At 73.2% G+C, this 15,714-nt stretch carries 17 protein-coding genes; 11 read left to right on the forward strand and 6 right to left on the reverse strand.

Annotated elements, in window-relative coordinates:
* Position 1: 1 nt before the first annotated feature.
* Positions 2-1,876 (reverse strand): sensor histidine kinase, encoded by a 1,875-nt coding sequence (locus LZ495_RS31110; protein ID WP_235056289.1) that lies wholly within the window; start codon positions 1,874-1,876, stop codon positions 2-4.
* A 56-nt stretch (positions 1,877-1,932) separates the two neighbouring features.
* Positions 1,933-2,616: a response regulator transcription factor gene (locus LZ495_RS31115; RefSeq protein WP_235056290.1), complete on the reverse strand. Its 684-nt coding sequence runs from the start codon at positions 2,614-2,616 to the stop codon at positions 1,933-1,935.
* 208 nt (positions 2,617-2,824) lie between these two features.
* Here LZ495_RS31115 and LZ495_RS31120 point away from each other — a divergent pair, with 208 nt between their 5' ends.
* Positions 2,825-3,295, forward strand: a complete 471-nt coding sequence (locus LZ495_RS31120) for a hypothetical protein (protein WP_235056291.1) — start codon at positions 2,825-2,827, stop codon at positions 3,293-3,295.
* A gap of 130 nt (positions 3,296-3,425) precedes the next feature.
* Here the strand turns inward: LZ495_RS31120 and LZ495_RS31125 are convergent, their stop codons facing one another.
* Both LZ495_RS31125 and LZ495_RS31130 read right to left on the reverse strand, forming a co-directional pair.
* A complete protein-coding gene (locus LZ495_RS31125) occupies positions 3,426-4,667 on the reverse strand; it encodes a sensor histidine kinase (RefSeq protein ID WP_235056327.1) in 1,242 nt (413 codons plus the stop codon).
* A 5-nt stretch (positions 4,668-4,672) separates the two neighbouring features.
* A complete protein-coding gene (locus LZ495_RS31130) occupies positions 4,673-5,329 on the reverse strand; it encodes a response regulator transcription factor (RefSeq protein WP_235056292.1) in 657 nt (218 codons plus the stop codon).
* Positions 5,330-5,580: 251 nt separating this feature from the next.
* Here LZ495_RS31130 and LZ495_RS31135 point away from each other — a divergent pair, with 251 nt between their 5' ends.
* From LZ495_RS31135 to LZ495_RS31165, 7 genes are all read left to right on the forward strand, one after another.
* Complete coding sequence (locus LZ495_RS31135; RefSeq protein WP_235056293.1) at positions 5,581-6,171, forward strand: hypothetical protein; 591 nt, start codon at positions 5,581-5,583, stop codon at positions 6,169-6,171.
* Positions 6,168-7,571: a peptidoglycan-binding protein gene (locus tag LZ495_RS31140; protein ID WP_235056294.1), complete on the forward strand. Its 1,404-nt coding sequence runs from the start codon at positions 6,168-6,170 to the stop codon at positions 7,569-7,571. Before LZ495_RS31135 ends, LZ495_RS31140 begins: the two co-directional genes overlap by 4 nt.
* Positions 7,568-8,395, forward strand: a complete 828-nt coding sequence (locus tag LZ495_RS31145; RefSeq protein WP_235056295.1) for an ABC transporter ATP-binding protein — start codon at positions 7,568-7,570, stop codon at positions 8,393-8,395. Before LZ495_RS31140 ends, LZ495_RS31145 begins: the two co-directional genes overlap by 4 nt.
* Complete coding sequence (locus LZ495_RS31150) at positions 8,392-9,597, forward strand: ABC transporter permease (protein ID WP_235056296.1); 1,206 nt, start codon at positions 8,392-8,394, stop codon at positions 9,595-9,597. The genes LZ495_RS31145 and LZ495_RS31150 overlap by 4 nt, the downstream gene beginning before the upstream one ends.
* A gap of 478 nt (positions 9,598-10,075) precedes the next feature.
* Positions 10,076-11,053: an EamA family transporter gene (locus LZ495_RS31155; protein WP_235056297.1), complete on the forward strand. Its 978-nt coding sequence runs from the start codon at positions 10,076-10,078 to the stop codon at positions 11,051-11,053.
* Between the two features lie 21 nt (positions 11,054-11,074).
* Positions 11,075-11,368, forward strand: a complete 294-nt coding sequence (locus LZ495_RS31160; protein WP_235056298.1) for an ArsR/SmtB family transcription factor — start codon at positions 11,075-11,077, stop codon at positions 11,366-11,368.
* Positions 11,365-11,751: a VOC family protein gene (locus tag LZ495_RS31165; RefSeq protein ID WP_235056299.1), complete on the forward strand. Its 387-nt coding sequence runs from the start codon at positions 11,365-11,367 to the stop codon at positions 11,749-11,751. The genes LZ495_RS31160 and LZ495_RS31165 overlap by 4 nt, the downstream gene beginning before the upstream one ends.
* A 4-nt stretch (positions 11,752-11,755) precedes the next feature.
* Here LZ495_RS31165 and LZ495_RS31170 read toward each other — a convergent pair whose 3' ends face one another.
* Entirely contained in the window at positions 11,756-12,202 is a 447-nt protein-coding gene (locus LZ495_RS31170) for a DUF6234 family protein (RefSeq protein ID WP_235056300.1), read from the reverse strand.
* Positions 12,203-12,545: 343 nt separating this feature from the next.
* On the opposite strand from LZ495_RS31170, the gene LZ495_RS31175 reads away from it, so the two are divergent.
* Together LZ495_RS31175 and LZ495_RS31180 are read left to right on the forward strand one after the other, a co-directional pair.
* Entirely contained in the window at positions 12,546-13,133 is a 588-nt protein-coding gene (locus tag LZ495_RS31175; RefSeq protein WP_235056301.1) for a dihydrofolate reductase family protein, read from the forward strand.
* Positions 13,134-13,147: 14 nt separating this feature from the next.
* Complete coding sequence (locus tag LZ495_RS31180; RefSeq protein WP_235056302.1) at positions 13,148-13,621, forward strand: hypothetical protein; 474 nt, start codon at positions 13,148-13,150, stop codon at positions 13,619-13,621.
* Here LZ495_RS31180 and LZ495_RS31185 read toward each other — a convergent pair.
* On the reverse strand, positions 13,570-14,583 hold the full coding sequence (locus tag LZ495_RS31185) for an AraC family transcriptional regulator (protein WP_235056303.1): 1,014 nt from the start codon (positions 14,581-14,583) through the stop codon (positions 13,570-13,572). The genes LZ495_RS31180 and LZ495_RS31185 overlap by 52 nt on opposite strands.
* A 90-nt stretch (positions 14,584-14,673) precedes the next feature.
* Between LZ495_RS31185 and LZ495_RS31190 the strand changes: the two genes are divergently transcribed.
* Positions 14,674-15,603, forward strand: a complete 930-nt coding sequence (locus LZ495_RS31190) for an NADP-dependent oxidoreductase (protein ID WP_235056304.1) — start codon at positions 14,674-14,676, stop codon at positions 15,601-15,603.
* The last annotated feature ends 111 nt before the right edge of the window (positions 15,604-15,714 follow it).

The raw sequence follows: 15,714 nt of genomic DNA on the forward strand, positions 1-15,714 counted from the left end.
GTCAGGCCGGGATGGCGAGCGGCAGGACGGCGGTGACGGTGGCGCCGTCCGGGGAGGTCTCGATGGTGAGCGTCCCGCCGATGCGCTCGGCGCGTTCGTGCATCGACCGGATGCCGACGCCGTGCCGCCAGGGGCCGGTGGACGGCCCGCGGTCCGCGACCGCGACGCGCAGCGCGGCGCCGCCGGGGAGGTCGAGGGTGAGCGTGGCGGCGGCCACCGCGGCGTGCCGGGCGATGTTGGTGACGGCCTCCACCGCGACCCGGTACGCGGCCACCTCGACGGCGGCGGGCAGCGGCGGGAGTACCGCGGGGGCGTCGATGACCACCGCGAGCGGGCGCCCGTCGGCGGCGCGCAGCGGGGCGATGCGCTGCCGGATGGCGTCCACCAGGCCGAGTTCGTCCAGGGCGCGGGGGCGCAGGCCGTACACGATGCGGCGGATCTCGGCGATGGCGTCGCCGACGTCGCCGCGCAGGCCGCGGAGCGTCTCGACGGCCCGGTCCGGGTCGGTGCGGACCAGGTTGGCGGCGGCGTCGGCGCTGTAGGCGATGCCGGTGAGGGTGGGGCCGAGGCCGTCGTGGAGGTCGCGGCGCATGCGGCGGCGCTCCTCTTCGAGTGCGGTGACGACCAGGCCGCGGGAGACCCGGAGTTGCTCGCCGAGCCGGGCGGCGTGCAGGGCCTGCGCGAGCGGTGCGGCGACCAGGCCGACGACGGCCGCGGCGCCCGGGGGCAGCCGCAGGTGGCCGGGTGGCAGGCCGACGACGAGGTCGCCGACCTCGTCCTGGCCGGCGCGGAGCGGGGTGACGGCGGTGTGCCGGGTGTCGACGGTCCCGGCGGTGGCGATCGTCTCGCCGTCCTGCCGCAGGGCGATGCCGGGGACGCCCAGGGTGGTGCGCAGTGTGTGCAGCCACAGCGGCGGCGGGGCGCCCGCGGTGAGGTCGGTGCCGAGGCGGGTCAGGGTCTCCACGGCGTCCGCCGAGCGGCCGAAGAGCATCTCGTCCATGCTCGCCTCGACCCTGAGGCGGACGCGCTGGTAGCCCGCGGCGATCGCGGCGGCGAGCAGTGCCGGGACGCCCTTGGCGGGCCGCTCCCCCGCGGCCATCTCCCATACCGAGGCGACACCTTCGTAGACCGCGGCGCTCAGGGTGAGCATCACCAGCAGGACACTCGCGCTGCGGATCACGGAGCGCACGTCCACGGCGTGCGGAGCGACGAGCGCGACGGTGAGTGCGGCGGGCAGGATCAGGCAGAGCAGACCGGAGACCACCATCTCGGTGCGGTGCCCGATGGCGGCCGAACCGAAGGCGGCGAAGTAGAGCATGCCGCCGAGCGTCGACACGGCCGCGCCGAAGACCAGCCACAGTACGCGGCGCCGGTCGTCCTGCGAGCCGGACTCGAACAGCGCCGTCAGCCCCGCGCCGACCGCGACGAAGGAGGCCAGGGTCGCGGCGATGCGGGCGGAATCGCCGCCCCAGGCGGACGTCGCGGCGCAGGCGAGCCCGGTGCCGACGGCGCCCGCGTCGGCCAGGCGGGCCAGTCGGCGCGATACGGGTTCCTCGACGGCGCGCAGCAGGGCGGGCGGGAACAGGACGCTGATCCCCAGGACGGCAAGTGCCTTGGCGGCCGGGACGCTTCCGGCCGCACGGACGAGGGGTGCAGCCGCCGTCGCGGCGGCCGCGGCGGCCAGCCAGCACGCTGCGGATGCCCGGCCGTGGAAGGCGACCGCGGCCGCGGAGCCGGCCAGGCCCGCGCCCACGATGAGCGACCAGATGACCCACTCGTCGGCGGTTTCGGGGGCCGCGAATCCGAGCGAGGCGGCGGCGGTGCCGACGAGCAGGGCCAGGCCTGCGCAGAGCGCGGCGGCGCGGGACCGTGCCATCACGGGCTGCCGTTTCGCGCGCGGAGGCTCGGAGAGAGGCCCGGGCGGAGGCCGGATCACGGGCGGGCGCCGGGTCCGGGGCCGCCCAGGCCGTGCTCCCGGGCGAGGATCACGGCTTCGGCCCGGCTGCCCACCTCCAGCTTGGCGAAGATGGCCGACAGGTGGTTGGCGACGGTCTTGGCGGCCAGGGCGAGTTCGGCGGCGACCCGGGCGTTGCTGTCGCCGCGCGCGACCCGGTCGAGCACTTCCCTTTCCCGTGCGGTGAGTTCGGGGAACGGGACGGGAGGCCCGGGGGCGGGGTCGAGGTGTCCGAGCAGCCGTGCCGCGACATGCGGCCCCATGACGACCTGCCCGGCCGCGACCGCCCGGATACTGGCCAGGATCTCTTCCTGCTCGGCGCCCTTGAGGACGTAACCGCGGGCCCCGGCGCGCATCGCGGACAGCACGGTCTCGTCGTCCTCGAACATGGTGACGACCAGCACCGCGACGCCCGGGGCGAGCGCGGCGAGCCTGCGGGTGGCCTCGATGCCGTCCATGGCCGGCATCTGGATGTCCATCACGACGACGTCCGGGCGACTCAACTGCACTTCCCGCAAAGCCTCTTCGCCGCTCGCGGCCTCGGCCACCACGGCGACGCCGTCCAGCGAGGCGAGCAGCGCGCTCATGCCGCGGCGCACGACCGGGTGGTCGTCGGCGATGAGCACCCGGATGGGGCGGGCAGCGGGAATCGCGGAGGCCATGTCCCGATGATGGCCGAGCGCGGTCCCGGCGGGGAGGGTCCGGTATTCCCGGCCGCCCGGGAGAACTTCCCGGTGCGCCGGGCGATTTCGCCGATGCGCCGGTCCGGGCTCGGGCCCGATGCTGGAGTCCGCGAGGCGGTGGCCGGCCGATCACGCTCAGGGTCGGCATCAGGATCAGGACCGGAATGGGACGGGATGGGGTGGGGACATGACCGAGGCACAGGCACGAGCGGTATCCCGGGTACGGGAACCGCTCACCCGCAAGAACAAGATCGGGCTCGGGCTCGCCGTGTTCCTCGGCCTGATCGGCGCCACGAGCTTCTTCGGGGCGCCGGGCGGCGAGGGCGACTCCGAAGGCCCGCCGCAGGGCGTGCTGATCGCGGACGGCGTGCTCGGCGTGATCACGTTGATCGCGGTCGTGTACGCGTGGCGCACGGCGGACCGCACCGGTTCGCGGATCGTCGCGGGGTCGCGGATCCTGGCGGCCGTCACGTCCCTTCCGGCGTTCTTCGTCGAGGGGGTGCCGGCCTTCGTGGTGGCGCTGGTCGCGGTGCTCGTCGTGGTCACCGCGGTCACCGTGGCATTGGTCCTGTCGCGGCCCGCCCCGGAGTCCGGGGCGCCGGCCGCGGCCGGGCCCGGAGGCTGGGGGGCCTACGGGCGCCGTCAGCGGGGGGTCTAGAGCGGGCGCGGTGGGTCCGGCCGGGACGTCCTTGGGGCGTCCCGGCCGGCCGCGTTGTCGGGGCGTCCCGGATTGCTGCGTATTCGGGGCGTCCCGGTTTGCCGAGTTTTCGGGTCGGGCGCGGCCGCGGTCAGGCGGCCGGGAGCCGTACGGTCACGACGAGGCCGCCCTCGGTGCGGGCCTCGGCGTCGATGCGTCCGCCGTGCGAGTCGACGACGGCCTGGACGATCGACAGGCCCAGGCCCACGCTGCCGCCGGTCCGCCCGACGCGTCCGGCCAGCCGGGCCTGCTTGCCGCGGTGGAACGGCTCGAACAGGTTCTCCACCTCGGCCGGGTCGACGTCGGGACCGGAGTTGAGCACCCGCAGTTCCACGCCGAAGTTCGAGCGTCCCGTGGTCACCTGGATGTGCCCGCGGCCGTCCGCACCGGGTTCGTTGTGCCGGACCGCGTTCTGCACCAGGTTCGCCGCCACTTGTTCGAGCAGCACCGGGTCCCCCGAGGTCGGCGCGCGGCCGAAGTCGGTGGTGACGACGATGCCGCGCTGCGCGGCCTCGTCCAGGTAGGTGTCGACCGCATGGGAAGCCAGCCCGGCCATGTCCGTCTCGGTGTAACTCGCGGGACCCTGCTGGCCCTTGGCGAGGAGCAGCAGGCTGTCGACGAGCTTCTCGCTGCGTTCGGTGGCGCGCAGGGCCTGTTCGATGGACGGCTTGAGGTCGTCCGGGACCCGGCCTTCCGCCAGCGGGATCTCCAGCGCGGTGCGCTGCAGGGCCAGGGGGGTGCGCAGTTCGTGCGAGGCGTTGGCGGCGAAGCGGCGGTTGGCGCCGAACGCCCGGTCCAGGCGTCCGAGCATGGCGTCGAACGTGTCGCCGAGTTCCTTGATCTCGTCGGCCGGTCCGACCAGCGCGAGGCGGTCGTGCAGGTTGCGTTCGGAGATGGTGCGGGCCGCGGCGGTCACGGTGTGCAGCCGGGCCAGGGAGCGGCCGGCCACCCACCAGCCGAGTGCGACGGCCACCAGGGCGAGCACGCCCAGGGTGATCAGGGACTGCCCGACCAGGGCGTCCAGCACGATCGACTTGAAGTCGACGAAGCGGGCCAGTGCGACCGCGGTCGCCTGCTGGGCGGGCATGCTCGGGCCGGTCGTGCTGCCGTCGGAGGGCAGTGCGGGCTGGGCAGGTACCAGGCCGCTCATCGGGGTCTGGTCCGTGGTCTCGATCGGCGCCGAGGTGACCACGCTGCTGTGGTCGCCCAGGATGCGGTTCACCGCGAGGTACTGCACGAAGAGCAGCACGGCGCCGCAGCCGAGGAAGAGCGCTCCGTACAGGACGGCGAGGCGGGTCCGGATGCGCAGCCCGACGGGCTTGCCGGACTTCATGCGCTTCACAGCCGGTACCCCACGCCCGGCACCGCTTCGACCAGCGGCGGGTCGCCGAGTTTGCGGCGCAGGCCGTGCATCGCGACCTTGACCACCGAGCTGCGCGGGTCCACGGCCTCTTCCCAGGCCTCGTCGAGCAGGTCGGCGTGCGTGACCACGCCGCCGTCCGCTTCCAGGAGCAGCTGCAGGATGACCATCTCCTTGGGGCTCAGCCGCAGCAGGCGCCCGTCGCGCTCGGCAATGTGCCGCTGCGGGTCGAGCACCACGCCTTTGCCGGCCAGCACGGAGCCGGCGTTCTGCACGCCGCCGCGCCGGGCCAGGGCGTGGATCCGGGCGATCAGTTCGGTGTACGCGAACGGCTTCGCGAGGTAGTCGTCGGCGCCGAGGTTGAGTCCGTCGACCCGGTCGGCCAGCGAGCCGGACGCGGTCAGCATCAGGATGCGGGCGCCGTTGCGGGTCGCGACCAGGGTCCGGCAGACCGCGTCGCCGTGCAGCACGGGGAGGTCGCGGTCCAGCACGACGACGTCGTACGCGGACGCTGCGGCGTGTTCGAGGGCGCGTGCGCCGTCGCGGGCGACGTCGACCGAGAAGCCCTGTCTGCGCAGGCCGTCCGCGAGCAGGTCGGCCATTTCTTCCTCGTCCTCGACGATGAGGATCTTCACGGGGCGTCGGCCTCCTTCCGGTCTCGTCTCCGATGGGTACGCGTCCTGCTCGATCGTGCAGGGCGCCGGGCGCGCAAGATCAATCGTCGCACCGGGGCCGGGCCGCACCGGGGAAGCGCGACGGATCCAGAGTCCGCCGCCGCCGGTTAGCGACCGGTTAGCGCGGTCCGAACCGCCTGCCAACCGCCTGCTCCCTAGAACTGGTGGCACGCCGGGCGGCAGCGGGCCGCCCCCTCCGAAGGGACCCCACGATGCGGAACCTCCCGTTGCTCCACCGCAGCCGTCTGCACCGTGCCTTCACCGGGACCGCCGCGCTCGCGCTCGGCTCGGTGCTGATGCTCTCGGCCTGCTCCTCCGGGGGCGGGGACAAGGACGACAAGGTCGCCTCGATCGACAAGAACGGCGGCGCCTCGTCCGATGCCAAGGGCGGCACCGGCGGCGGTGCCGCGGCCGGCGAGAAGGGCGACATGGTCAAGTACGCGCAGTGCATGCGGGAGAACGGCGTGGACATGCCCGACCCGAGCGCCGACGGGATGATGCAGGCGATGCCGGCCGGCGAAGCGGGCAGCGCCGAGATGGCCAAGGTCGAGAAGGCGTCCGAGGCGTGCCGCAAGTGGCTGCCGAACGGCGGCGAGGTGACCGAGAAGCAGAAGGCCGAGGACCGCGAGAAGCAGCTCAAGATGGCCAAGTGCCTCCGTGAGCATGGTCTCAACGTCAACGACCCGGAGCCGAACGGCGGCTTGGCCATCGGTATCGACGGCGACCAGGCGAAGGTCGACGAGGCCATGAAGGCCTGCGCCGGGGACGGTACCGGCCTCAACTCGGCGACGGTCACCCGATGACGGCCCCCCTCCCGGGCGGGTTCACCCCGGACGACCACGCGGACCTGTCCGAGCCTGCCGCGCACGGCCGGACGCGCAAGTCCGCGCGTACCCGCACGATCGCGGTCGCGGGCGTGGCGGCGGTCGTCGCGCTGGGCGTCGGCGGCGCCGTGGTCTTCGCGCCGAACGACAACGCCGGCAAGGCGGCCTCGGAGTCCCCCGACCAGGGCGCGACCGCCCCGGTCGTCCAGGGCGACCTGACGGTCAACGCCGAGGTCGACGGGACGCTTGGCTACGGCGGCACCGAATCGGTCTTCGCGCAGTCGCCCGACACGGGCAACGGCTCGGGCGGGGGCACGGGCGGCTCCGGCGGCAGCGGCGGTTCGGGCGGCGGTGCTCCGGGCGGTTCCGGAGGCACCGGCGGCGGCACCGGGGGTGGCGGCGCGCCCGACCCGCAGAAGACGCCCGGCAACCCGCCGGCCTCGAATCCGCCGAGCAGCCCGCCCGCGCTCACCCCGGAGCAGAAGGAGCGCAAGAAGGAAGAGGAACTGGCGTCCGTACCGCGGATCTTCACCGGCCTGCCCAAGGTCGGCGACGTGATCGAGCGCGGCGGCACCATGTTCTCCGTGAACGGCCGGCCCGTGCCGCTGTTCTACGGCGGCGCACCGCTGTGGCGCGCCCTCGAGAAGGGCGTCGCGGACGGCCCGGACGTGGAGGTCCTGGAGTCCAATCTGGCGGCGCTGGGGTTCGGCAAGGACCTCACGATCGACCGGAAGTTCACCGAGGGCACCGCGGCCGCGGTCAAGCGCTGGCAGAAGTCGCTCGGCATGCCGCAGACCGGCCGGGTCGACCCGTCGGCGGTCGCGGTGCAGTCCGGGCCGGTCCGGGTCACCCAGGTGAAGGCCGCGGTCGGCGGGCCCGCGCAGGGCGAGGTGGCCACCGTCTCGGGCACCGGGCGCCGCATCGACGTGAAGCTGCCGGTCGACAAGCAGGGCCTGGCGAAGAAGGGCGACAAGGTCACCGTGCGGCTGCCGGACGGCAAGACCACCGCGGGCACGGTCTCCGAGATCGGCACGGTCGCCGAGAAGGAGGAGGGCGGCGGCATGCCCGGCGCACCGGGCGGGGGCGGCAAGGCCACCATCAAGGTGACCGTCACGCTCGACAAGCCCGAGGACGCGGGCAGCCTGGACGGTGCCCCGGTGTCCGTCGGCTTCACGAGCCAGAGCCGCAAGGGCGTCCTCTCGGTCCCGGTCAACGCGCTCGTCGCGCTCGCCGAGGGCGGCTACGCGGTCGAGGTCGTGGACCCGGCGACCGGCGGCCGCAAGCTGGTCGGCGTCAAGACGGGGCTGTTCGCGAACGGCCGTGTCGAGGTGAGCGGCGAGGGGCTCGGCGCCGGCCAGAAGGTCCGGGTGCCGGCATGACCGCTCCCGACGCGTACCCCGGCGCCGCCGGGGACCGCCGACCGGGGCCGCCGGCGATCCCGGGCCAGGCCGCGGCGCCCGCCTCGACCGCGCCCGGTTTCCCGGGCGTCCCGGGCGGCCACGGCGGCCTCGAACCGCCCGGCGAGGTCATCACCCTGCAGGGTGCGGGCAAGACGTACCCGGGCGGGCTGACCGCGCTCGACAACGCCGACCTGACCATCCGCGAGGGCGAACTCGTGGCGATCGTCGGGCCGTCCGGGTCGGGCAAGTCCACGCTGCTGAACCTCATGGGCACCCTCGACCGGCCGTCGTCCGGCCGGGTCGAGGTGCTCGGCCACGACGTGGCGACCCTGTCGGACCGCCGGCTGTCGGCCGTACGGGCCCGCTGGATCGGCTTCGTCTTCCAGCAGTTCTTCCTCTCGCCGCACCTGAGCGCGCTCGACAACGTCGCGACCGGCCTGCTGTACCACGGCATCGGCCACTCCCGGCGGCGCGAGCGCGCCGCGGAGGCGCTGACCCGGGTGGGCCTCGGGCACCGGCTCGACCACAAGCCGCACGAACTGTCCGGCGGCGAGCGGCAGCGCACCGCGATAGCCCGCGCGGTGGTGTCGCGGCCGCGCATCGTGCTGGCCGACGAGCCGACCGGCGCGCTGGACTCGACGTCCGGCGCCGCGGTCGTGCAGCTGCTGCGCGACCTCAACGCCCAGGGCACCACCATCGCGGTGATCACCCACGACCGGCAGCTGGCCGATTCGCTGCCGCGCCGCGTCCGGATCCTCGACGGGCGCATCCAGGAGGACGACATGGCGGGAACCGCGGCATGACCGCCCGCTCCGAGAAGCTGCCCACCCCGGCCCGGCTGCGGCCCCGCGACGTCCTGGCCGTCGGCCTGTCCGGGCTGCGCGGGCGCAAGCTCCGCGCCGTACTGTCCGCACTCGGCATCGCGATCGGCGTCGCCGCGATGGTCGCGGTCGTCGGCATCGGCACGTCCAGCCAGGCCCGGCTGGCCGACCAGATCGCGAAGCTGGGCACCAACCTCCTGACCGTCGCCCCGGGCCAGAGCTTCGCCGGCACCGCGGCCCAACTGCCGTCCGATGCGGACGCCATGGTCGAACGCATCGGCCCGGTGGAATCCGCCACCGCGACCGGCAAGACCGACGCGACCGTACGCCGCAACGACCGCATCGAGCCGGGCATCACCGGCGGCATCCAGGTGCTGGCCTCGCGCGAGGACCTGCTCGGCACGGTCGGCGGCAAGCTGCGCGCCGGCCGCTTCCTGGACGCGGCGACCGGCAACTTCCCGACCGTGGTCCTCGGCGACACCGCGGCCAAACGCCTCGGCGTGACCGAGCCGGGCGGGCAAGTCTGGCTCGGCGGCCAGTGGTTCACCGTGATCGGCCTGCTCGACCCGGTACCGCTCGCCGACGACTTGGACGTCTCGGCCCTGGTCGGCTGGGAAGCCGCGATCAAGTACCTCGGGTTCTCCGGCAACCCCACCACCGTCTACACCCGTACCGCGGAGTCCGCGGTCGAGGCGGTCCGCGACGTCCTGGCCCCGACCGTGAACCCGAAGAACCCGAACGAGGTGAAGGTCTCCCGCCCGTCCGATGCCCTGGCCGCGCAACTGGCGGCCAAGGACACCTTCAACGCCCTCCTCCTCGGGCTGGGCGCCGTGGCCCTGCTGGTCGGCGGCGTCGGCGTGGCGAACACGATGGTGATCGCCGTCCTCGAACGCCGCCAGGAGATCGGCCTACGCCGGGCCCTGGGCGCCCACCGCGGCCAGATCCGCACGCAATTCCTCACCGAAGCAGTGACACTCGCGGGCCTGGGCGGCATCGCCGGCGCGGCGCTGGGCGGCGCCGCGACATACGCATACGCCACCGCCAAGGACTGGCCCTTCGCCATCCCGATCGCCGCACTCGCCGGCGCAGTGGCCGCATCCGCTCTGGTCGGCGCGGTCGCCGGCCTCTACCCGGCAGGCCGAGCCGCCCGCCTGACCCCCACCGAGGCCCTGGCCACCGGCTGAGCCTCCCCCGAACAGCCCCGTCCGGTACGCCCGCTGTGGGCCGCGCGCACCGGACGGGGCTCACTCTTGTCCGCCCCTCGAGTCATCCACCGCCAACCGGGCCCGGCCCACGAAGCCCGTCGTACGCCCCGCGCCCCCACCCCCTCACGCCCGCCACCATCCCGTCCCGCACCCACCCCACCCGAGGGCCCGCCACCGCTCAGCCCCACCAGCACGCCTGCCGCACCGCACGGACGGACGGACGGATCACACCGTCCCACCGCGCACCCTCGCCTCCGTTCGCACCCGCAACTCCCCCGCCACATAACTCTCTTCACCCCACTCGCCGGCTTTCCCCGCCTCCCCATCCCTCCCCGCCACACCCGTCTCCCCCTACGGCACCCCACCCACCTGTCCTCCACATCAATCTCTCTCCACGATCGATGAGCTGACAAGCATGTGTTGGACTCATCGACCGCTCCCGCCCGAGACTGCGGGCATGACAAGTCCGGCAATACCCGGCGGGTCCACTGGCGGCGGCGCCTCGCCCGGCAATCTCCGCCGCGTCGCCCTCACGGCGCTCGCTCCTGCTGTGTGGGGCTCGATCTACGTCGTCACGACCGAGCTTCTCCCGCCCGGGCACCCGATGTTCGCGGCCCTGCTGCGGTCGCTGCCCGCCGGGCTGATCGCCCTCGCCCTCACCCGCACGCTCCCGCACGGCCGCTGGTGGGGCAAGGCCGCCGTCCTCGGCGGCCTCAACATCGGCATCTTCCTGCCGCTGCTGTTCGTCGCCGCGGAGCGCCTGCCGGGCGGGGTCGCCGCGACGCTGGCCGCCGCCCAGCCGCTCATCGTCGCCTTCCTCGCCGTTGTGATCCTGCACGAACGCCTGTCCGCCTGGCGCCTGTTCTGGGGTGTGGCCGGGGCCGCCGGAGTCGGCCTGGTGGTCATCGCCCCCGACGCACAACTCGACGCGGTCGGCGTCGCGGCCGGCCTGGCCTGCGCGGCGACGATGGCCCTGGGCCTCACCCTGACACGCCGGTGGGGACGCCCCGAAGGCGTCGGCCCCACCGCGTTCGCGGGCTGGCAACTCACCGCAGGCGGCGTGTTCCTGCTGCCCGTCACCTTCCTCGCCGAAGGCGCACCGCCCGCAATCGACGGGCAGGCCGCGCTCGGCTACCTGTGGCTGGGCCTGGTCGGCGGCCTGCTCACGTACGCGCTGTGGTTCCGCGGCGTCACCAGCCTGCCCATCACCTCGGTCGCCGTTCTGAGCCTGCTGTCTCCCCTGGTCGCCGCGGTACTCGGCGCCGCGGTCCTGGACCAGACCCTCGGCCCGATCCAGCTCCTGGGCTTCGCTCTGGCCCTGGCCGCCATCGTCGCCGGCCAACTCCCCGCTCCCACCCGCAAGCCCCGGGCGCTCGAAAGCCCGCGAAGCCCCGCCGCGCCCGAGTCCCCCGCTCCCGACTTGATAGGCAAGTGACGACTTGCCTATGGTGGCGGGGTGACCGAGGATGTGTTCAAGGCGCTGGCCGACCCCACCCGTCGGTGCATCCTCGACGAACTGGTGGAACGCGACGGCCAGACCCTCTTCGAGATATGCACGCGGCTGGTGACCAGACACGGCCTCGGCCTGACCCGCCAGGCGGTGAGCCAGCACCTCGCCGTCCTGGAGGCGGCAGGCCTGGTCGTCACCCGGCGCCAAGGCCGCTACAAGTTCCACGATCTCGACACCGCACCGCTGCAGCTCATCGTCACCCGATGGCTCAGCCCCGAAGCACCGGAGAGCCGGCCATGAGGATCCACCTGACCAGCGTCTTCGTCGACGACCAGGACAAGGCCCTGCGCTTCTACACCGACGTGCTGGGCTTCGTGAAGAAGCACGAGATCCCGCTCGGCGCGGCCCGCTGGCTGACCGTAGTCTCCCCCGAGGCCCCTGACGGCACCGAACTCCTCCTGGAGCCCAACGGCCACCCCGCGGTAAAGCCGTACACGTCGGCACTCGTCGAGGACGGCATCCCCGCAGCCTCCTTCGCCGTCGACAACGTACAAGCGGAGTACGAACGCCTGACCGCCCGCGGCGTCACCTTCACCCAGGAACCACTGGCGATGGGCACGGTCACCACTGCAGTTTTCGACGACACCTGCGGCAACCTCATCCAGATCGTCCACACCGACTGAGCAGCTATGCGTTGCACTCGGGGGGAGCCTTCGGGTTGTAGTCGCCGTAGCAGGCCACCGGGTCCGACGCCGGTGACGGGGCCGGCTTCGGCCTGCCTGGGGGTTTGTCGCCTGAGTCGACGGCCACCTGCAACAGCAGCACCGCCGCGACGAGCACCGGCAGCAAGTGCGCGAGGCCGACCGCCGGATGGCGGAACACGAACAAGGCGATCCCGATCGCCACCAGCAGGACCAGCACCACGGTCATGATGAGCGCGCTGTTGACGAGCCGGTCGTGGTGCTCGGCATTCGTGAGGGCCTTGCCGTCCAGTCGGGAATTCGCCCTGAGCAGCGCCCAGATGCCGCCCGCGAGGATTCCCGCGTCCGCGACCGCCGTCAGCAGGAACACCACGAACTCCGGTGTCCGCCGCTCCCCTGGACGCTGCTCGGCGACCGCCTGCTCCAGCATCATGCGGCCAACCCTGGCGTTCACCGGCTCCCGCCCACCGGCGAAGAGACCCGATCGTTGCCGATGCGCACATTTCCTCCACGGCGACGGCGTCGCTTGCTTCGATGACGCGCCGGGATGCGACATTGGTGTCCGCGACGGTCAACAGTGCCTCGGTGATGCCGAGCGAGGCGGCAATCGGCAATGCCGCGGCGAGCATCGCCGTCGCACACGGCCTCGCGGTCGGATCGATCAGCTCGGGCATCTGCCCAGGACGACCGCTCCGCGCGGCGCGGCGATGAATCTGGGGCTGCGGTGCAGTCTTAAAAGAGCACGCAGCACCGCAGATCCGCGACGGGAGCACCTCATGGCCACCGTGATCGCAGCGATGACGATGTCGCTCGACGGCTTCATCGCCGACCCCGACGACCGGGTCGACGACCTGTTCGGCTGGTACGACAACGGCGACGTGGAGATCCCGACGACGCGCCCCGACCTCACCTTCAAAGTGACCCCGCCCAGCGCCGGCTACCTGCACAAGATGGTCGATTCCGTGGGCGCCGTGGTCACCGGTCGGCGCCTTTTCGACCTGACCGACGGCTGGGGCGGCAATCACCCGTTCGGCTGTCCGATCTTCCTCGTCTCGCACAGCGTTCCGCCGGGCTGGCCGCGCCCCGATCTGCCGGTCACGATCGTCACGGACGGCCTCGAGAGCGCCGTCGCGCAGGCCAAGAAGGCGGCAGGCGAGAAGGCCGTCGGCATCGGCGGTGCAAACGTGATCCAGCAGTGCCTGAGCCTGGGCCTGATCGACGAGGTACGCGTGGAGCTGGTGCCGGTGCTCATGGGCCGCGGGATCCGCTACTTCGACCACCTGTCCGGCACTCCCGTACGCCTGTCCGACCCCGAGGTCATCGAAGGCAAGAACGTCACCCATCTGCGCTATACCGTGCTCTGAACGGAAGGCAGCGCATGCACGAGCCCCCGACCCCGTTCCGCCCCGAAGCGGGCATCACCGGCTTCCACGGCCCGCGGGACCCCGCGCCGGCCGTCACCGACGCGGCGACCTGCCGCACCGCCTTGTACGCCGCGGCGCGCGACGCGGCCGGGCGGGTCGAGGGCTTCACCGCGCAGGCCTATCCGCGTACCTTCCACTCTGCCACGGTCCGGGTCCACGACGCCGCGCACATCGTGCTGTTCCACGTCCACCAGCCGCTCGTCGCCTTCGCCGCCGACCAACTCGACTGGTACGCGGACGAATTCGTGGATCCCCCGAAGTGGTCGGACACCCTGGCCCGCCACGGCTTCACCATCCTCACCGCACCGCAGCTGTGCGCGCCGTTCACGGAGGCGGACGCGTCCGCGCTGAGCGCCGCGGAACGCGCCCAAGTCGCCTATTGGCACCCGAAGACCGTCGGTGCGGTGCTCTTCAACTCCTGGGACTGACCCTCCCGCGCCGCGCGCCGATACGTTCCGGGAGCCGTCCCGCGGGTGCGCTTGAAGGTGCCGGCGAAGGCGTACTCGGACGCGTAGCCCACCTGTGCGGCAATCGTCCGCAACGGCGCGTCCGTCGTGCGCAGCAGCCGCGCCGCAGTGGTCATGCGCCACCACGTCAGGTAGCCCAGCGGCGGCTGTCCGACCAGTGCGGCGAAGCGCCGGGCGAACGCCGCGCGCGACAGGCCCGCTTCGGCGGCGAGCTTCGCGACCGTCCAAGGCTCGCCCGGGGCCCGGTGGATGGCGTCCAGCGCAACCGACACGGGCGCGTCGGCCAAAGCCGCCGACCAACTTGGACGTGATTCGCCCGCCGCCGGCTCGGCGAACCAGATGCGCAGGATGTACAGAAGCAGCGTGTCGAGCAAAGCCGGTACGGCCGCGTCCGTGCCCGGCCGCGGATTCTCCAGTTCGGCGGCGAGCAGCGCTACGGCGAACCCGAGTTCGCGATGCCGCTCGGCGTCCGCACGCAGGTGGATGCGGTCCGGCAAACCCCGCAGCAGCGGGTGCGCGGCGCGCGGGTCCAGTTGGTAAGCCCCGCAGAGCAGGACGGTCGCGGGGCCACCGCGCCCGGTCGGATCGACCTGGTCCGCCGCGAAAGGCGCGGCACCAGGGCGGTCGTCCGGCCCACACGCTTCGCCAGGTACGACCAGTGCACCAGCCGCCGGCAGCTCGCCCGCCCCGTCCGCGAGCACATGACCGCTGCCATGCGGCAGGAAGAGCACGTCCCCTTCCCCGAGTTCGACAGGCTCGGCGCCCGGCGCCGAGATGCGGCACGAGCCCGACAGGACGACCTGGAACCCGGCCGACCCCGGCACCGCCGCGAACTCCTGCGCCCACGGCGCGTGCCAGCGCACATGCGCGGCACGCGGCCGCCCGGTCCTGGCCACCGCCACCACGTCGCTCAGTACGTCCACGTCCCGAGCCTAGTCAAGCAAGACGAACACGTATCGACCGGGCAGTTTCACGCATGGATCGTCTCGCTCGCGGCCCCTAGCGTTCCCGGCATGAACATGATGGCTGCCCGCATCCACTCGTACGGCGACCCCTCGGTGATCCGCCACGAGCCCGTCCCTCGCCCGCGCCCGGCCCGCGGCGAGGTGCTGCTCCGCGTCGCCGCGACGTCTTTCAATCCCACCGAGGCCGCGCTGCGCGCCGGACTTCTGCAGGCCTTCATGCCGCTGCCCCTCCCCCACACCCTGGGCTGGGACGTCTCCGGCACCGTCGTCGAACTCGGCCCGGACGTAAGCACCTTCCGCGTCGGCGACCAGGTAGTGGGACGCCTCGACCACGCCGGTGCCGCCGCCGAGTACGTGTGCGCACCCGCGGCCACCCTCACCTCGGCACCAGCCTCGCTCCCCCTCGCCCACGCGGCCGCACTGCCGATCGCCGGGCTCAGCGCCTGGCAGGCCGTGTTCGAGCACGGCCGCATCGCCGCCGGCGAGCGCGTGCTGATCAACGGCGCCGGCGGCGGCGTCGGGGGCTTCGCCACGCAGCTCGTCAAGTACGCGGGTGCCGAGGTCACCGCCACCGCGAGCCCGCGCAGTGCGGACGCGGTACGCGGGCAGGGCGCCGACCACGTCCTCGACTACACCACCACCCCGCTGCACACCGTCACGGCCGAAGCGTTCGACACCGTCCTCAACCTGGTCCCTCTCGCCCCCGGCGATGCGGCAGGACTCGCCCCGCTCGCCCGCCCCGGCGGCCGCATCATCTCCATCGCCACGCCCATCGAACCGCTGCCCGGGTCCGGCACGTTCTCGACGCACATGGTCGCCCGCAACGACGTCGCCCAGTTGGCCGCCCTGGTCGCACTCGTCGATGCCGGAAAGGTCCGCCCCGACATCAGCGAGACGGCACCCCTGCACAGGCTGGCCGACGTACACCGGCGCAGCGAAGCAGGCCGGATCCGCGGCAAGATCATCGTCACACCGTGACCGGCCCGATTGCCCGGGTGATCACCGTCCGGACAGGATGGCCGCATGCAGGAACCGGACGGCACGCACGACAGCACGGACTCCCCCGGCGGAACGCCCGAGCTCCCCGCG

This window comes from Yinghuangia soli, assembly GCF_021502675.1.
GTDB classification, from domain to species: domain Bacteria; phylum Actinomycetota; class Actinomycetes; order Streptomycetales; family Streptomycetaceae; genus Yinghuangia; species Yinghuangia soli.